Here is an 18,104-nt window from a genome sequence, read left to right as displayed (position 1 = left end):
ACTGGGAAAAATCTCCTGCACAAATCAATTTTCTCCTAGAAAGTTTCTACTGATTTTACTGATTAAATTTTTGCCGTAAATCATCAAGTGGAGATACTTCAGTTTCTAGAACTTCAGAATTATTATCCCCAGAATTTTTTTCTTCATTCTTTAAATGACTTGATTCATTTTCTTCTATTTCTTCTAAAGTTTCTCAAATATTAGTTAGTAGTAGTGCTTTAGCACCACAAATCTAGTAGGACTAAAGCAGAACTATAAACTGGGAAAAAATCTCCTACACAAATTAATTTTATCCTAGAAAGTTTCTACTGATTTTCCTGATTAAATTTTTGCCGTAAATCATCAAGTGGAGATACTTCAGTTTCCAAAACTTCAGAATTATTATCACTAGAACTTTCTAACTGATTTAATTGTTTTTGTTCGATTTTTGCTTCAGGTTCATCAGGGTAAAATTTGAAATTAAGTTCTACCTTAATTTTCCCTTTTTGCCATTGTTTACCTGGTTTCAAAATCTCAGATTCTATATCTATACCATCTCCAAATAACTGATTTTTTAAATTATTATCATTTAGCACTCTTTGAATAATTACTGGCTTTAATTGTTCAATTACTAGATGTAAATTATCAAAGTTGTTTCCAGATAAATTTAATTGGTTATATGTTTTTTTTATCGAGTTTAACAAGCTCTTCTCCCTCCAGAAAAATAAATTCTTGATTATCTGAATTATTTGCCATTTTTAATTTCTCCGTTTCCAATAAAATATTTAGCGAGTAATTCTAGGATACCTCAAAAATATTCTACACTTTTTTCAGATAAAAAATGTAAACATTTCCTGCGGAATGCTGCACAACCAACTCTTAACAGTAAAGACTTCAGCAAATAATGAATAATTCCTTCTAAAATTAAATAATCTTACTTTTTCAGTAACTTTTAACTCTCTCTAAATTTTTCAATTGCTTTTACCTCCTTCTCTCAGAAATAACTGATTCAGCTATTAATATTAAACTTTTTCTGCGGAATACTACGCAAACATATTTTTAATGAATAAAGCAAATATTCGCTTAACTTCTACTACATTTTCAACTAGATAATTTAAGAACAAAAGCAAGTAGCTCTATTTGCCAACTAAAAGCAATAAAACTAATAGCTGATATAGCAACATAAAATAATTTGTGAGAAAAAACTTTAGGGGTTTAGTTTCCAAATCTCTCGGCACTTGGGTTTGGAGACCAAACCCCTACGATAAAATCTTACAAACTATTTAGAATTGCTATAGCTAACTTCTTAATGTTTACTTTATGGCTAAATACTTACTAAAAAATTCCCCTAACTATTCAAATTCATCTTTTGACGTAAATCATCAAGAGGCGAGACTTCCTCACTTTCCAATAACTTCTCATTCTCACTACTTACCACTTCCAAATTTTCCTCACTTTTGCCAAAATCAAACTCAGAAATAATTGGCAACTGTCGCTCATTCAACAACATTGCCTGGAGACAACCATTAATATAAGAAACTATCCGATTATAAACCTTAATCTTCTCCTCAACCTCAACTTGAAAACGTAAATTTCTCTGAATTTTCTCAGTAGCTTCCTTCTCCAAACTTTGCTCTAAATATTTCCGCGCTTGATTATATTGCTGCATAATATCCTCCCCTTGTTTTTCAGCCATTGGTAATAAATTAGTCTTCAAAGTTTGATTCACAGTTTGCCGAAAAGTTTGCCGAATAGTCTTAGAAACTTTTGGCTCAAAATCTAACTTCAACAATTGTCTAATTGCAGGTTCCGCCTCCACCATACTACTACAATCAAAACTTTGAGAAGTCTGTAATAAAGTCTGGCGAAACTGATAAATAGAAAAAGTTCCTTCATCATAAAAACGCGGACTTTCTCGTACAAACCTATCACATTCTATTCGCGCCGCACTTATTAATGCCGTACTAACTTCTTTTTCTACCTCCTTTAAATGCTTTTCAATCCCTCCATCATTACCTAACAAACGATAGAGTTGTCGATAATATTCTGACTTGCGAACCCTATCAATTAAACGTTGAAAAAATCCAGTTACTACTAACTGAGTAGAATCAACTAAAATATCCTCTAATTGATTAGCTAAATAATAAAGTGCCTCTACTAAAACTGCCAATAAAGGAGCCGTTGCATTCCGGGGATGATTAATAGTTGCTCGACTATAAGCAGCTTCCACAGAAAAAGTATCTAACAGTTCATCTAAACGACGAATCATTCGAGATTGGAGTTGATTAAAATCAGCCTCAAAACCATCACATTTATTTGTGACTAACAAATTTACTTCCTCAGAAATATGTTGACTAAATCCCTCACCCACCTCTTGGAGTTGAGAATTTAATAACAATAATTCCTGAGCTTTCATCGCCTCTATTTCTTGAGGTTGACTTGCCAAATCTCGCTGAGTTCCTAAATAATTTTTCTGTAATTGTATACAGATACTTTGTAAATCATCTGCCAAATTTGCAAATAACTGCGGGCGTTTCTCCTCCTTCAGATAACGAGTAATTCCATTCCGAAACTCCTCTATTCCACTATCAATAATTAATTGTTCAATTAACGGTTTTCCCCACTCATCTAAAATCCTGACATAATTTTCATTAGGCGACTCAAAACCATTAATACTTACCCGAAAATTACTAGGAAGTTTCCGAGAAGTTCCACAATAATTATTAAAAGCATAAACAAACTGTGGCGTTTCCTCCTCTCCATCCAAACCTTTAACACTATTAACAAATATAGTATCCAAACCAAAGCGATCGCCTCGACTTGTCTCTTTAATTAAACTGCCATAAAAACCTAATAAACCACTGGTTTTATAAATCCTTTCCGTATCTCTAAAATCAGAAATAATCAAACTTTCTAATCTTTGTCGAAGTTGAGAATTATACCAAGTTTCATCTATGCGATTAAAAACATAAAAAACCCTATCTCTAATACCAGGATTTTCTCGCATTTTTTCCAATAATTCTGTTTCCTCAGTTGTCATATCTCCAGCAGCAGCAGGCTTCAAAACACAAACAACAGCCGAAGTGTCTGGGTTCTCTATTTTGTCATAAGTAACTTGAGCATCCTTCTCCACAGGAGCATCAATTCCGGGAGTATCAATAATGACATTTCCATCCTCTAATAAAGGATGATGACAATAATATTCCACCTTCTTCAACACAGCACTATTCATTCCTCTTCGCGCATAACTAGCTGCTTCCTTCAGGTTAGAAAAATTAAACTGTTCCATTGAAAAAATAGAATTTTGCATCGGATGAATACATTCTTGATTTGCCTCAAAACCATCCACCAATAACTTTAATGCCTTTGCTTGTTTAGCGCGTTCCGATTTATTTTCCCCTCCTTCATTTTTAATAATTGCATTACATTGTTCCCGAATAATTCCAATCACCTCTGATTGTTCAATATTTGCATTCGAGTCTAAACCTAATTGCCTCCTTAAAACTGATACTTGTTCCTGAATTTCAGCAATACTTAAAAATGTCAAAACCACTCTTTCTTTTTCAGGTTCAGCATATTCAATATAACATTCGGTTCCTGTGGCATGACCTTCCGCACTATAGAGTAATTCTCTACCTAATAAAGCATTAATCAACATCGACTTTCCTGCACTAAAAGCACCAGCAAATACTATTTCAAATTTTGGAGAAATTACTTTATTTAAAGAAGAGCGAACAGCCGTTGTATCTTCGTGTCTCAAAGTAGGCTCTTGATGCAATAATTGCAGTAGATTTTCTACCTGATTTTGTAAATCTTGACATTGATGAGGAATTAAATTCATTGTGACCTAATAGTATTAGTAAATATCTACTATTTTAGTATATAACAATCTTTATTCATGGATAATGAAAACTATAAAATTACTAAATTAGGTTGTCACAATTCAAAAACTATAAATCAATTCTGAAACTTTTACCTATTAATCATTGCCTTCAAACTCATTTCCCAAAATTAGCAAGATTTTTGACACGAATAAAATAACATTACTATATCTCTAATTATTAATTATCCATTATATTTCATCACCCAGCCCTAATTAATTATTGGTTTTTATTCAGGTTTTTATTAATTGATAATGGATCATTGATAATGAATAATTACCTCTGGTTAAAATCAAGACGATTGCACCAAATACAGAAATATTATTTCTTTTTTATCCTTAAAAGGAGGAGTTTTAAAACTTTGGAGATTAATTAGGGTTGGCTTGCTGAAAAAGTATTTTTTAAAGAGTAGGGGAATAGGGGAATGGGGGAGTAATTTTTGGCTCAACTCTTGCCCAATATGCTAACTTTTTTATTTTTTGGGAACTGTGCATAAAGATATGAAAACTAGGTACTTTTTCCCGACCTAAAAATGCCAATACCTTGATCTATAAATTATTTGAGATTTAATCAGCTAGCCCTAATTATCAATTATCCGTTATCCATTAGTTAGTATTTTTTTTGCCCGCAAAAATTTTGTAGAGATGTTCTATAAAGCGTCTCTACAAACATCATTCAAACTGCTAACTTTTATTCCCATAAATTTCTGAATCTGCCAAATTTTTGCCAGGTATAATTTCATAAATTTTTCTCAAAGACTATCTGAGAAAAGGCAAAAAATTTTTATCATTTCCTCAAGCTTCCCAAAATTTTTTATCCAGTAGTGGGGTTGCATTCTTCAAAAAAACGTGATAAAGTATATTTTACTGGGTCTACTTGTTTGTATATATGATTTTTTATTCAATTAAAGCCCATACAGCAGATTCTCAGTATCTGAAATACAGACATTCAGCATCAAACCTCTTTACCATAGACATTTATCTTGTCTGCAATACCTGTATGTGTCTCGAAGCCAAAATTTTCTGCCGAAGCACTACAGGCGATCGCCTCCAACCAATTATCATTTTCTGAAGCTCCCAAAAAATTTTTATGTAGCAGTGGGGTTGCATTCTGCCAAAAATCGTGATAAAGTATATTCTACTGGGTATACTTGTCTACAATTATGATTTTTTATTCAACCAAAGTCCATGCAGCAGATTCTCAGTATCTGAAATACAAATATTAATAATAAAAGTATCTTGCCTGTAATAGCATTTCGCTTAAATGAGAACCACTATATGTCTTGCCTCTCAGGAAAAAATTCCTGCCGAAATTACTAAAGGCGATCACCCCAAACCAATTATCATTTTCTAAAGCTCCCAAAAAAATTTTGTTCAGTATCCAGCTTGCATTCCTCAAAAAAATGTGATATCATTTATTTTAATGGATCAACTCGTCTATACGCATGATTTTTTATTCAACCTTAAAGATATAAACTAATGTTCTCAGTCTTTACTTGACTTTCCCACGCTTCCCATACTCAGCCAAAAACCAAATCAAACAGGCAAATCCTTTCGTGGCTTAAACCTCTCAACATCCCGTAACTTCTGATATATCTCCAACTCCTCCTCACTAAGCTGCTTCGGAGTCACAATCTTAATCTCCACCAACTGGTCTCCACGCTCCCCCTTCCCATCAGGATACCCCTTACTCGCAAGTCGTAAACGTTGACCAGAAACCACCCCTGGAGGCAACTTCATCTTCACCCAACCATCCAAAGTCGGAACCTCAACATCCCCACCCAAAACAGCCTCCACAAGAGTAATAGGCAACTCACAAAAAATGTCCGCCCCCTCCAACTGATAAAAACCATGAGGAGCGACCGTAATTTTCAAATACAAATCTCCCCCACCAATGCCCTGATTTTTCAGACGAATCCTTTGACCACTAACCATAGCAGCAGGCATATTTACCTCTATAGACCGTCCATCCTCCAAACGTATTTTCTCAACCCCTCCCACATAAGCCTTTTCCAGAGGCAAAGTCAACTTAGCCTCAATATCCTTTTTAGCCTCCCTTTCCATCGCCTTATAAACTGCTTTTTTTTGAGTAGGGCGATAAACACTAGACGACTGAGTTCTTAGTTTTGCTGCCGTTGCTGGAGTTTTAACTTCCCGACGACGACCCAACAATTGGTCTACAAAAGTATTAAAATCAGAAAAATCACTAACATCAACATCCTTGTCTAACCTACCACTATTTCCAGAAAAATTATCTCCCCAATTTCTCAGATCGGGAACCCGTACTCCCATTCTATTACCAATTCCTTTTGGCTTCCAATATCGAATAAACTTATCATACTCTTCCCGTTTGTCTAAATCTGATAAAATATCGTAAGCTTCATTAATATCTTTAAACTTTTCTTCTGCCTGTTTATTTCCTGGATTTACATCTGGATGAAATTGTCGTGCTAATCGTCTATATGCTTTCTTGATTTCATCCACTGAAGCATCTTTAGAAACATCTAGAATCTGATAATAATTCCGAAAGTTTTGCATTTGCTAACTTAAACTTATAGGTAGTTTGAATAATAAATATTTTCTTTTCATTCCTTGAAACAAATAAGTTAAGACATATTGAAAATGCTTTTCAGCAACTTATATGTCAGGAGTCATAAGTCATAATAATTAATCAGGTTTGTCTTCTTAACTAAGAACAGAACAAATATAGGGTTTAAATGGTGAACGGCTTAGTATAGTAATTCTATTTCAGTTGTAATATTTTATTTAATGGTTAGACAATGAGAAGTTAAAAAAAATCAGTTCAAACTAACTATTATAAAAATTTTGAATATAGGATTGCTACTATAGATTTAATACTTCTCACTTGATAGCCAGAATTATAGATATAGTAATTACTGATTAAGTTAGAAAATTTTTCAATTCTCACCTCCTCAGTCATCATAATAACTAAGTTATTTAATTTTAAATATACAATAACTTTTGATGTTCACTATATCATTTTAAATAATAGAGTAAAAAAGTATCTTTTACCTAACCTAAAATACACAATAGACATCTCTAAAAATTAAAAATAAAATTAATTCTTATCCATAAACTATCAATTACTACTCCCTACTCCCTACTCCCTACTCCCTCTTACAACCAATCATCATCATCATCATCATTATCCCAATCTTGACTTTGATAAGGACGAGTTGGACGAGTTGGACGAGTTGGACGAGTTGGACGATTACTAATTCGACGCTCAGGAGGACGATCATAAACCCTAGGTTCATAATCATAATCATAACGTTCCCTGTACTTACGCTCATTCCCAGATATAGTTCGGCGCACAGACCCAAAGAAATCATCATCACTCTCTTCCGAAGTATAAATTGAAATCTCACGTTTCAGATCGTAGAGAGCATCTTGTAAATCAACCCCCACCTGATCGATACCCCTTTCATCATCCTGTTCCAAACTATCCCGCAGTTCCCTAATCAACATCTCAATCCGTTGACGACTTCTGGCCGCAAACTGCATCCCATAATCCAAGGCCACCTCTCGGAGTTGTCGTTCGGCTTGAAAGGCCAAAGCCTCAGCCTTATTACGCTTATCTACCCGCTCCCGTTTCAGTCGATCTGCTTCAGCAAACTTTTCCGCATCCCGAATCATCTGACTAATTTCTTGCTGACTTAAAGTGGAAGCTCCTTGAATCGTAATACTTTGAGACCTACCAGTAGTTTTGTCCATCGCCGTTACCTGCAAAATACCATTAGCATCAACATCAAAGGCAACTTGTACCTGGGGGACACCCCTTGGTGCAGGTGGAATACCGGTAAGTTTAAATTTTCCGAGAGACTTATTATCAGCAGCTATTTCTCGTTCTCCCTGAATTACATGAATTTCAACTAAGGTTTGATTATTTTCGCCAGTAGAAAAGATATCAGAACGTCGTACCGGAATAGTAGTATTTCGAGGAATAAGTTTTTTCATCACTCCCCCGATAGTTTCTAAGCCTACAGACAATGGGGTCACGTCTAATAATAACACATCTCGGACATCCCCACCTAAAATACCAGCCTGAATAGCTGCCCCCACTGCCACAACTTCATCAGGATTAACTCCCTGATTTGGTTCTCTATCAATCAGAGAATAAACTAAGTCTTGGACAAAAGGAATCCGAGTTGAACCTCCTACTAATACTACCTCATCAATCATAGAAGGATTAATACCAGCATCTTTCAAAGCCATTTTTACTGGACGTCGGATTCTGGGAACTAAATCTCCACAAAGTCCTTCAAATTGAGAGCGAGTTAGCCTAGTTTCCAGATGTTTAGGACCATCTGGTGTGGCCGTAATAAAGGGGAGATTAATTTCTGTCACCCCCACCCCAGATAATTCAATTTTGGCTTTTTCGGCAGCTTCAGTCAGTCTTTGTAGAGCTTGACGGTCAGTTCTTAAATCTATTCCTTCCGCTTCTAAAAATTGTTCAGCTAACCAATCAACTACTCGTTGGTCAAAATCATTTCCACCTAGTTGAGTATCACCACTGGTAGCTTTAACTTCAAATACTCCATCTCCTACTTCCAAGATAGAAACATCAAATGTACCTCCACCCAAGTCAAAGACCAAAATTACCTGATTTTCTGTATTTTCTAATCCATAAGCTAGAGATGCTGCAGTTGGTTCATTTAAAATACGTTTTACTTCCAGACCCGCAATAGTCCCCGCATCACGAGTAGCTTGTCTTTGAGAATCATTAAAATAAGCTGGTACGGTAATTACTGCTCCTGTTACCTCTTCTCCCAAATAACGACTTGCTTCATCTGCCAATTTTCGCAATATCATAGCCGAGACTTCTTCAGGAGCAAAATCTCGTTTCATTCGAGGACATTTAATTTTGACATTGCCGTATTCGTCCCGGCGAATCGTATAGGGGACACGTTTTGACTCTGGTGATAGTTCAGAGTATTTACGTCCAATGTATCGTTTGACTCCATAGAAAGTGTTCTGGGGATTCAGAACCGTTTGCCTTCTGGCCATCTGTCCCACTATTCGTTCTCCTTCCTTAGTAAAGCCAACTACAGATGGTGTGGTACGCATTCCTTCTGAATTAGCTATTACGATTGGCTTTCCGCCTTCCATGACGGATACTACGGAGTTTGTTGTGCCCAGGTCTATGCCGACTACTTTGCCCATGCCTTAGTTTTTTTGTTCTGTCCTTATTGTTGATTATTTTATCGTGTCAAATTCTTTGGTCTTTATGAGGATTGCCTCACCGCCTAATCTATATTATTATTGGCTCTTAAAATACCTTCGTCTGCTAATCTTAATCTATATATTTTATATATTAAACAGCTAACCTTAGTATTTTTATACTTTATTAAAATAATACAACTTTATTGCTAATTTTGGTGTACTATTACCATAATTATTCTTTCTTGTCAAAAAGATGGGCTGAAAAAAAAGTCAGCATTCAGCTAGCCTCCTAACGGAGGAACTTCGTTAACAGTTTCTGAGGGACATCTATCTATAATTTCCGGCCGTAAACTATATTGGTTCACAATTTCAGATAATATATATAGTTGAAAAGTAGAAGTTAAAACAGTGCTGCTTCATTCATTTTTCCCTTGAGCTGATTGCTAATAGCTGTTGGCGCACCACGACCCAGAAAATGCTTACGAAAAAAAAAGAAAGTATGTTCAGAAAAATCAGAAATAACTTAATTTAGATGTTGCTGAATTTTGTAACAACTTGTAAAGTAATAATAAAAAAATAAGTAAATTTAATTTTAAGAGGTTTTTACCAATCAAATGCGAGTAGCGATCGCCGGAGCAGGTTTAGCAGGTCTTTCCTGTGCTAAATATTTAACAGACATGGGTCATACTCCAATAGTCCTAGAAAAACGGGACGTACTCGGAGGTAAAGTGGCAGCATGGAAAGACGAAGATGGAGACTGGTATGAAACTGGTCTACATATATTTTTTGGTGCTTATCCAAATATGTTGCAGTTATTCAAAGAATTAGATATAGAAGATAGACTGCAATGGAAACAGCACACCATGATTTTTAATCAGCCAGAAAAACCTGGAACATATTCCAGATTTGACTTTCCCGATCTTCCAGCGCCCTTGAATGGGATAGTGGCTATTCTCCGCAATAATGATATGCTAACCTGGCCAGAAAAAATCAGGTTTGGTATAGGTTTAATCCCAGCTATAGTCCAAGGCCAAAAATATGTAGAGGAGATGGACAAATATAGTTTCTCAGAATGGCTGAAGAAACAAAATGTGCCTTCAAGGGTAGAGACAGAAGTATTCATCGCTATGTCCAAAGCGCTGAACTTTATCGGCCCAGAATCAATATCCTCAACTATAATTCTGACAGCTCTCAACCGTTTTCTCCAAGAGAAAAATGGATCGAAGATGGCATTTTTAGATGGTTCTCCCACAGAAAGATTATGTCAACCTCTGGTAGAATATATTACCGAAAGAGGGGGAGAAGTACGGTTAAATTCACCGATCAAAGAATTTATGTTGAACGATAATGGTACAGTTAGTGGATTCCTAATTAGAGGATTAGATGGAGCAGAGGATAAAGTTCTGACAGTGGATGCTTATGTATCAGCAATGCCAGTCGATCCTCTAAAGGTAATGTTGCCCAAACCGTGGCAGGAAATGGAATATTTCCAAAAGCTCAATGGTTTAGAAGGAGTACCAGTAATAAATTTACATTTGTGGTTTGACCGTAAACTTACAAATATAGACCATTTATTATTTTCCAGATCGCCCCTACTAAGTGTCTACGCAGATATGAGTAACACTTGTCGCGAATATGCTAACCCCGACCGTTCTATGTTGGAATTAGTATTAGCACCAGCAAAAGATTGGATAACTAAATCCTATGAAGAAATAGTCGCAGCCACAATGGCAGAGTTAGAAAAATTATTTCCAACTCATTTTACAGAAGAATCTCCAGCTAAATTGTTAAAATATCATGTTGTAAAAACACCCCGCTCTGTATACAAAGCTACTCCAGGTCGTCAAGACTGTCGTCCTTCCCAAGAAACTCCCATTGGTAATTTTTTCCTCACAGGAGATTATACAATGCAAAGGTATCTAGCTAGCATGGAAGGAGCCGTACTTTCTGGTAAACTAACAGCTCAGGCGATCGCTAAAGCAGCTTCTACCCACCTTGAATCTCATGCAAACCTGCAACGAACAACTTCAACCCCAGCAAAGAATGCTGCATAGGTCTAAAATTTCCCCAAAAATGACTGGTTCATCCCTAGTATCTTTAGAAGAATCTTACGAACTGTGTCGTCAAGTCACAGCTACCTACTCTAAAACTTTTTACATGGGCACTCAGTTAATGCCAAAGGCCAAAAGTAAAGCGATATGGGCAATTTATGTCTGGTGTCGTCGTACAGATGAACTGGTTGATGGACCTATGTCTAATACTACAACCACAGAAACTCTCCAAGAGTGGGAACAAAAGCTGGAATCTGTTTTTGCTGGCTATCCGTTAGCAGATGCAGATGTAGCATTAGTAGATACTTTATCTCGATATCCTATAGATATACAACCATTTAGAGATATGATTGCTGGTCAGCAAATGGATTTATACCGGAGTCGCTACCAAACATTTGAGGAACTGAAGCTTTATTGTTATCGAGTTGCAGGTACAGTTGGTTTAATGACTATGCCAGTTATGGGAGTAGCCAAATCAAATTTTGCTGCTCCCTGGGAAAAAGGCCAAAAAATTGAGTCTCCTGTATCGGAGGCGATCGCTTTGGGAATAGCAAATCAACTGACAAATATTTTAAGGGATGTGGGAGAGGATGCTCGTCGAGGTCGAATTTATCTTCCGTTAGAAGAATTAGCTTTGTTTGATTATACCGAAGAAGATTTATTGAATGGTGTAATTGATGATCGTTGGCGAGAGTTGATGAAGTTTCAAATTAATAGGGCGCGTAAGTTTTTTGTTGATGCAGAAAGAGGTATTAAGGGTTTGAGTGCGGATATTCGTTGGCCTGTTTGGTCAGCTTCTATGCTTTATAGTAATATTTTAAATGCTATTGAGCGAAATAATTATGATGTATTTAATTATCGAGCTTATGTTCCTACTCCTCGAAAGTTGGTATGTTTACCTGTAGCTTTTCTGAGGTCAATAGTATTGTAAGTCTTACCAGTTTATTCTTTTTTTTATTCAACTGAGAGGGTGCATCTCATATTTATATTTACCAAAATACTTTTTTCTTCGATATCCTTTCAAACTTTCCCTTTAGACTATCTGCTAGGGCAAATTTCCTGATAATCAGACCCAAAATTTTACCATTTTTTAGACGATAACAGCCAAAAAATAGGTACTTTTATGGTTTCCCAGAAATCAGAAGTTAAAAAGGTTAAAGCCTTTACCAGCCCAACCTTTGATATTTAATCAGCAAATCATAACTAATAAATTTAAAAGATATAGCGGTCACTTCCCATTGCTATAAGGTAAACCCATCGGAGGATTTCCGGCCTGCACTACAACAATATCTTCATCTTCACCATTTAGTGTATATCTAAATTTGGCTTTTTGTATAGAAAGTCTTTTTGCCCTTTGCAGGAAGTAGGGAGTAGTAAGGACGTTGCATGGGGAGCGTCTTTACAAAGTCAAGAGTAAGAAAGAATTACTCGGAAAAATCATCCCTTGACTTAGGTGTCTATATTTTACAAATTATTCACTCTTTCAACCAAAAGGGGCAAATATATGATACTTTTTCACTACCCAAAAAGGCAAATACATTGATATATGAATACTTTTCGATTTAATCAGCAAACCCTAATTTATCCAAAATATGTTATGAGCTTTGTAGTGGACGGTTTCATTTTCAATACTGCATATAGAGAGTTGGCCTGAGATTGCTTTCCTGGGGTCATGCTCCGCCAACACTATCGTTCGTTTGGGCTTCGCAAGGCTGCGCTTTTCATGTCGTTTAGCTTTTCATTTAGACTCTAGTGGCGAAAACGCAATGACAAATAATCATGCACATTTTTAGGTGAAACAATACAGTAGATATAGTTAGAATTATGATAATAATACTATATCTACTTTTTTAGTTTACTGAATAAAGTCTTAAGAATTACTGGTAGCTGCCAAACGCTCCCTCAACTTTGTCAAAGCATCCGCCCAACGAGGGTCTGGTTGAACTGCTTCATTACTACTAGAGTTATTATTAGAAGTTTTAGAAGAACCTCCTTTATCCTTATCACGACGAGACTTTTTACCTTTGTTAGAATTGCTTTTAGTAACTGGTTTAGATTCAATTTTAGATTCATCTTTAGGTTCACTCTCAGTATTCTCAGACTCACCCTTATTCTTATTAGTGCGAGGCAATGCTTTTTCAATCTTTAAAGGAGTTTCTTTAAACTGATAACCATTATACTTTTCAATAATTTGGTCAGCTTGTTCATCATTTTTAACTGTCACAAAACCAAAACCACGACATTTACCAGTTTTCCGATCTGTGATTAATTTAGTAGTTACACTATCACCTTCTTCTTTAAAAACATCTTGTAGTTCTTGACGTTCCATTACCTCTTTAGGTAAATTACCAATATATAAACGAATTGACATGAGAAAATTCCTCCAAACTTTGAATTTTAATTGTTGAAATTAGAACAAATGAAAACTTGGTCAAATGAAATTGATTTAACAGAAAACAAGAGCAGAATTCAACAAAACTGCTCTAGACTTTGAAATGTGAAGAACTTTAACAAATACCTATATTTACCAAATGAAATTATTTCCAATTTTTTATTTTGGTCAACTCTAGCAAATAATTTAATTTTGTCAGATTGTTGTTTAAACTTTTTGCTCATTACTCAAGAAACAAAACTATAGGCTTTGCTTAATTACTTCTTTTTAATATTGATTTGCTCAACGGTTATCGTCGCAATTTTTAAATATAACCTCAAAGCCTGCTTAATTCAAATCACACAATTGCTAATACAATATTAATAATTTATAGTATACTCCCTGTTGGGTGAGAACTAAAACTTTAATCAAAATATTTGACTTATTTTTCAACCAAATCGGAAATGCTTATGGATTATCTTTCTTTTGTTAACATGCTAGTTATTTCTTAACTACTATAAACTTATCATAATCCTAAGTCAATATCTATTAAGTATTTGTGGGAAAAAAATTTTTTAGTCGAGAGAGGGAATAGGGAAAAGGGAGCAGGGAGTTAATGGGATGTAATTGGGAATTTACTATTTTTATTAAATTTAACTAGGTTTTGCTTATGGAAAGTCTTTTTATGGAGGTAGGGAGTAGGGAGTAGGGAGTAGGGAGTAGTTAAGAGTAATGAGAAGCAGGAAGTTACAAAGGAAGTAGTTGAAAAAATAGTTCCTTGTACTTTTTTCGACCTAAAAATCCTAAAAAGTTTATCTGTAGAGGGTTTGAGATTTAATTAGCCAGCCCTATTTAGCCCCAAAGGTAATTATTAATTATTAATTATTAATTATTAATTATTAAATCGCTACTTTTCAAATTACCAAATTTCTGAGTTGCTAAAAAAAAACCAGCGGATATATCCAACTGGTAAAACTTGCTGTGTTGGGAGATTTGAGATTTCCTACCCACAAAGTCTTATCTGCTATGAGTTAATTAGAGGTTTTCTATATATCAACAAACTATGTTTAGTAGGCTAATGCTTATTTATTGGAAATATCAGTTCATATTTTCAAACATCTGCAATATAGTTACCTAAATTTTTCACATCAGACGAAACTATTGAGCTAGGCAAAATTGTCAAGTTACTTGGATTAAGCAACCTTATGTAAATAAATTTAACATAACTACTTCAAGAATGCAACGTTTCTTTACATAAAAAATTTAGTAGTCCTTCATACCATTAATTAATATCTGAACTTACGCAGAGCTACTAAATGTAGAGTCTAAAACTATTGTGCAATAGTTTTTAAACACTATATGTAGAGTCTATGCGTAAGTTATGAATATGTAGGAAAAAGGAATATCTGGGACGAAGGAATATCTGGGACGGGAGCAAGATGCTCCCACTGCTATATTTTCTAACGAATATGACAATGCACAACCTCTAAAATGCAGCACCACCAGAATTTTTTTTCCACACTTCCCATACCTCCCACACTTCCCACACCTTCCACACCTTCCACACCTTCCACACCTTCCACACCTTCCACACCTTCGACACCTTCCACACTTCCCACACCTCCCACAGTCCACAAAACCGAAATTAAAATTTGCCAGTGCTTACCACATAAGCTCCCCATATAGCAAGAGAAACAGCTAAAATTGTTGACCAAAGAGGATGGTCGCTGTTAATAGATTGACAATTTTCAGCTTTTATAGTATTTACATCTATCCAAGGAGTAGCTCCTCGCCTCCACCAACCAGTCACAGTTACAGACTTACCAACAAAATCGCTAGGACGATTCATTTTCGGCCATAAGTTACCAATAGGACCAAATCTATTAGAATAATGCAACTTAATTAGACCTTTTGTTGTTTGCAGAATCAAATCTTGTCCCAACCAATTACTCATTCCACTTTTTCCCAGAAGCTGACCTTTTAATTGAATTATTTGACTATCTAATGGCAAAGCGTTTGGATTAGTTAATAATTCTAATAGGTCAGAATTTTGCAATATTTTAGTTAGCTTTAAATCGGGAAAAAATTGGTTAATTCTCATCAAAATACCAATACTAAAACCCATAGTTAAACAACCAACTAAAATGGAAACATCTCCAAATAGCCAATCTAAACGCCAAAGACCAATAACAGATGAAAATATACCTATTAACCATAAACAAATAGCAAAACCTAGACCTATTAAAATACCAAAAAATGGCGCTCCCTGAAGCAAAAGTTTTGGCAAGTAAATATTTTTTGAGATAGAAATTTTCTTGTTTTCAGTAACACTGATTAATTTATTTTTTGCAGCTACATCAGCATTTATATTTTCTAAATCTAATTCTGTTTCTAGTTTCCATAAATTAGCATATAGACTTAATTTTTTTAAGCGATCACCAAGTAAAGGATGAGTATTATTAATTTCTAACCATCGACGATACGGGCTAATAATATCCCAGTTAAAAATAGATTCAAAATCACTATGTAAAATAAGACTACCAGTAGCAATAGCTTGGTTTATTCCTACTGGCATTAATATTTCAAAACTCTCTAATAAATGTCTAGTTTTGCCTTGATTTTCTATATCATTAGCCATACCAATTGTAATTTTTAGAAGAGCGCGTGTCAGACCATTAGGATTATAAGTTAAGTTACAAGCTAGGCGATCGCTATAATAAATTCGCTGACGAGATAATGAATAAATAGGAAATTTTAGTAACCAATATAAACCATAACTAAGAGTCGAAATTATTGCAGTTAAAATTCTGAAACCAGATACTAAAATAGGCAAAAAAGATTTGATAACTTTTGGTGAAGAATCAGGTAATTTATGATTGATATAATTTAATATCCAATCTGCCCAAAAAGTTAATTGCCAATAAATAGTGTAGGGAACTTGCAACATTAAATTAGCTAGAGATATTAACCGAAAATCTCCTATTTTAACATGACTAATTTCTCTAGCGTAAATTGTCGCAATTTCATCTTCTGCCAGATTATCTAATAATCCTTGACTAACAACTATTCGGAAAAAACGAGGCAAACATCCATAGCTAAATGCTATAGGAACATCTATTGGTAAAACTTTCAAAGTAATTTTCTTTATCTTTTGTTTTTTACAGAAATTACGGAGTAGTTTATTAGCTTCTTTACTGTAATTAATTAGAGTTGTTGTTGGTAGAGTTTGGAGATTATAAGTAAGTATTAATAATCCATCAATTAACCAAGGAGAGAATATAAATAATACTGTTAGAAAAATTATAAAATTGCGAGTTGGGTCTCGATAAAAAATTTGAATTGGTTGAGAATAAGGCAGCCAAACTAGAAAATCATTTGTGGCATCTAAGCTAAATTTTAGTATGGTAAGACTTAGCCAGAATAGAGTAATAATTACGACTATTTGTTCTATCCATAAAAGAGTTAAATTAGGAGATTTAAGACGACGACCTGCTTTGGCTCTTCCTGCTTGATGCCATTTCAATTTAGGTGAATTTTCTGTTTGGTTTGAAGTAGTGTTTGTTGATGTTTTATGGAATTCTTCTGTACTTTCTGAATTGGATTTATTAACTATCTTTGATAAATCAGGAGATTGATTTTTATTTATCTCTATATGATTTTTATTTGACTGAGAATGTTGTACAAAATCTGAAGTTTGACTAACATTTTTTTGTGAGTTATAAGCAATTTTTTTGGAAATTTTATCGGATTTATTTGTCTTTTTTAAATTTGACTTATTAACTATCTTTGATAAATCAGGAGATTGATTTTTATTTATCTCTATATGATTTTTATTTGACTGAGAATGTTGTACAAAATCTGAAGTTTGACTATAATTTTCTGGCAAATCATTTGTTTTTTTTGAGATTGAATGAAAACCAGTTTCTACAGGTAAATCAATATTTTGCTTAGAGATTTCATTCTGATTTTGAGCAGATTTCAAATTATCTGAAGTAGGATGAAAAGGAATAATTTCTGTTTCAAGAGGTTGTTGATTTTGGGGAGATAATTCTGGAGATTTAGGGGTAGATTTTTTTGGGAAATTATTTGATTTTTTTGAGATTGAATGAAAACCAGTTCCTACAGATAAATCAATATTTTGCTTAGAGATTTTATTCTGATTTTGAGCAGATTTCAAATTATCTGAAGTAGGATGAAAAGGAATAATTTCTGTTTCAAGAGGTTGTTGATTTTGGGGAGATAATTCTGGAGATTTAGGGGTAGGAATTGTTGATCTTGTTAGATTTTGGGGTGGATATTGCTTTAATAATTCTTTGAGATGAAGATCAGCAAAACTTTGAATCTTACTATCAGAAACTTTAGTAAGATTACGACATAAAGAAATAGCATTATCTACTTGTTTAGTTTTTTCATAAGCAATAACTAAACCTATTTTAGCTCTTAACTTTTCCTTGAGAGATTCTTGTTCAGCAATTATTTTTAGGTGAGCGATCGCCTGATAATAATTTTTTTGCTTCAGAGCAAGTAATCCGATTTTTAGAGATGGTTTTTCTGGTACATAGTTATTAGCACCAGGAGATGTTTTATTGATCATTGATTAAATTTTTGAGTTATAGTTGACTGAGTTTGACCAGACAAA

10 protein-coding genes are annotated in these 18,104 nt (G+C 34.5%); 2 read left to right on the top strand and 8 right to left on the bottom strand.

Annotated features, from left to right (window positions below):
- Positions 1-305: 305 nt before the first annotated feature.
- The 5 genes from VKJ25_RS07055 to dnaK all read right to left on the bottom strand — a co-directional run bounded on the left by VKJ25_RS07055 (position 306) and on the right by dnaK (position 9,043).
- The gene (locus tag VKJ25_RS07055; protein WP_324235917.1) at positions 306-683 is read right to left on the bottom strand and encodes a KGK domain-containing protein; all 378 of its coding nucleotides are present in this window, start codon (positions 681-683) and stop codon (positions 306-308) included.
- 644 nt (positions 684-1,327) lie between these two features.
- A complete protein-coding gene (locus VKJ25_RS07050; protein WP_324235916.1) occupies positions 1,328-3,820 on the bottom strand; it encodes a dynamin-like GTPase family protein in 2,493 nt (830 codons plus the stop codon).
- Positions 3,821-4,814: 994 nt separating this feature from the next.
- Positions 4,815-4,940, bottom strand: a complete 126-nt coding sequence (locus VKJ25_RS07045; RefSeq protein WP_324235915.1) for a hypothetical protein — start codon at positions 4,938-4,940, stop codon at positions 4,815-4,817.
- Positions 4,941-5,395: 455 nt separating this feature from the next.
- Positions 5,396-6,397, bottom strand: a complete 1,002-nt coding sequence (locus VKJ25_RS07040) for a J domain-containing protein (RefSeq protein ID WP_324235914.1) — start codon at positions 6,395-6,397, stop codon at positions 5,396-5,398.
- A 600-nt stretch (positions 6,398-6,997) separates the two neighbouring features.
- Entirely contained in the window at positions 6,998-9,043 is a 2,046-nt protein-coding gene (dnaK, locus tag VKJ25_RS07035) for a molecular chaperone DnaK (RefSeq protein ID WP_324235913.1), read from the bottom strand.
- 614 nt (positions 9,044-9,657) lie between these two features.
- Here dnaK and pds point away from each other — a divergent pair.
- Positions 9,658-11,097 carry a 15-cis-phytoene desaturase gene (pds, locus tag VKJ25_RS07030; RefSeq protein ID WP_324235912.1) on the top strand — a complete coding sequence of 480 codons (1,440 nt, stop codon included), beginning with the start codon at positions 9,658-9,660 and terminating at the stop codon, positions 11,095-11,097.
- Positions 11,087-12,025 (top strand): 15-cis-phytoene synthase CrtB, encoded by a 939-nt coding sequence (gene crtB, locus VKJ25_RS07025; RefSeq protein WP_324235911.1) that lies wholly within the window; start codon positions 11,087-11,089, stop codon positions 12,023-12,025. The genes pds and crtB overlap by 11 nt, the downstream gene beginning before the upstream one ends.
- A 939-nt stretch (positions 12,026-12,964) precedes the next feature.
- On the opposite strand, the gene VKJ25_RS07020 is transcribed toward crtB, so the two are convergent.
- From VKJ25_RS07020 to VKJ25_RS07010, 3 genes are all read right to left on the bottom strand, one after another.
- Positions 12,965-13,465 carry an RNA recognition motif domain-containing protein gene (locus VKJ25_RS07020; protein WP_324235910.1) on the bottom strand — a complete coding sequence of 167 codons (501 nt, stop codon included), beginning with the start codon at positions 13,463-13,465 and terminating at the stop codon, positions 12,965-12,967.
- 1,460 nt (positions 13,466-14,925) lie between these two features.
- The gene (locus VKJ25_RS07015; protein ID WP_324235909.1) at positions 14,926-15,102 is read right to left on the bottom strand and encodes a hypothetical protein; all 177 of its coding nucleotides are present in this window, start codon (positions 15,100-15,102) and stop codon (positions 14,926-14,928) included.
- Positions 15,103-15,110: 8 nt separating this feature from the next.
- Positions 15,111-18,059: a M48 family metalloprotease gene (locus tag VKJ25_RS07010; RefSeq protein WP_324235908.1), complete on the bottom strand. Its 2,949-nt coding sequence runs from the start codon at positions 18,057-18,059 to the stop codon at positions 15,111-15,113.
- Positions 18,060-18,104 lie beyond the last annotated feature (45 nt).

This window comes from Okeania sp. (assembly GCF_035285525.1).
Lineage (GTDB): Bacteria > Cyanobacteriota > Cyanobacteriia > Cyanobacteriales > Microcoleaceae > Trichodesmium.
The sequence above is the reverse complement of the archived record's forward strand: the minus strand, read 5'-3'. Positions and strand labels throughout refer to the sequence as shown.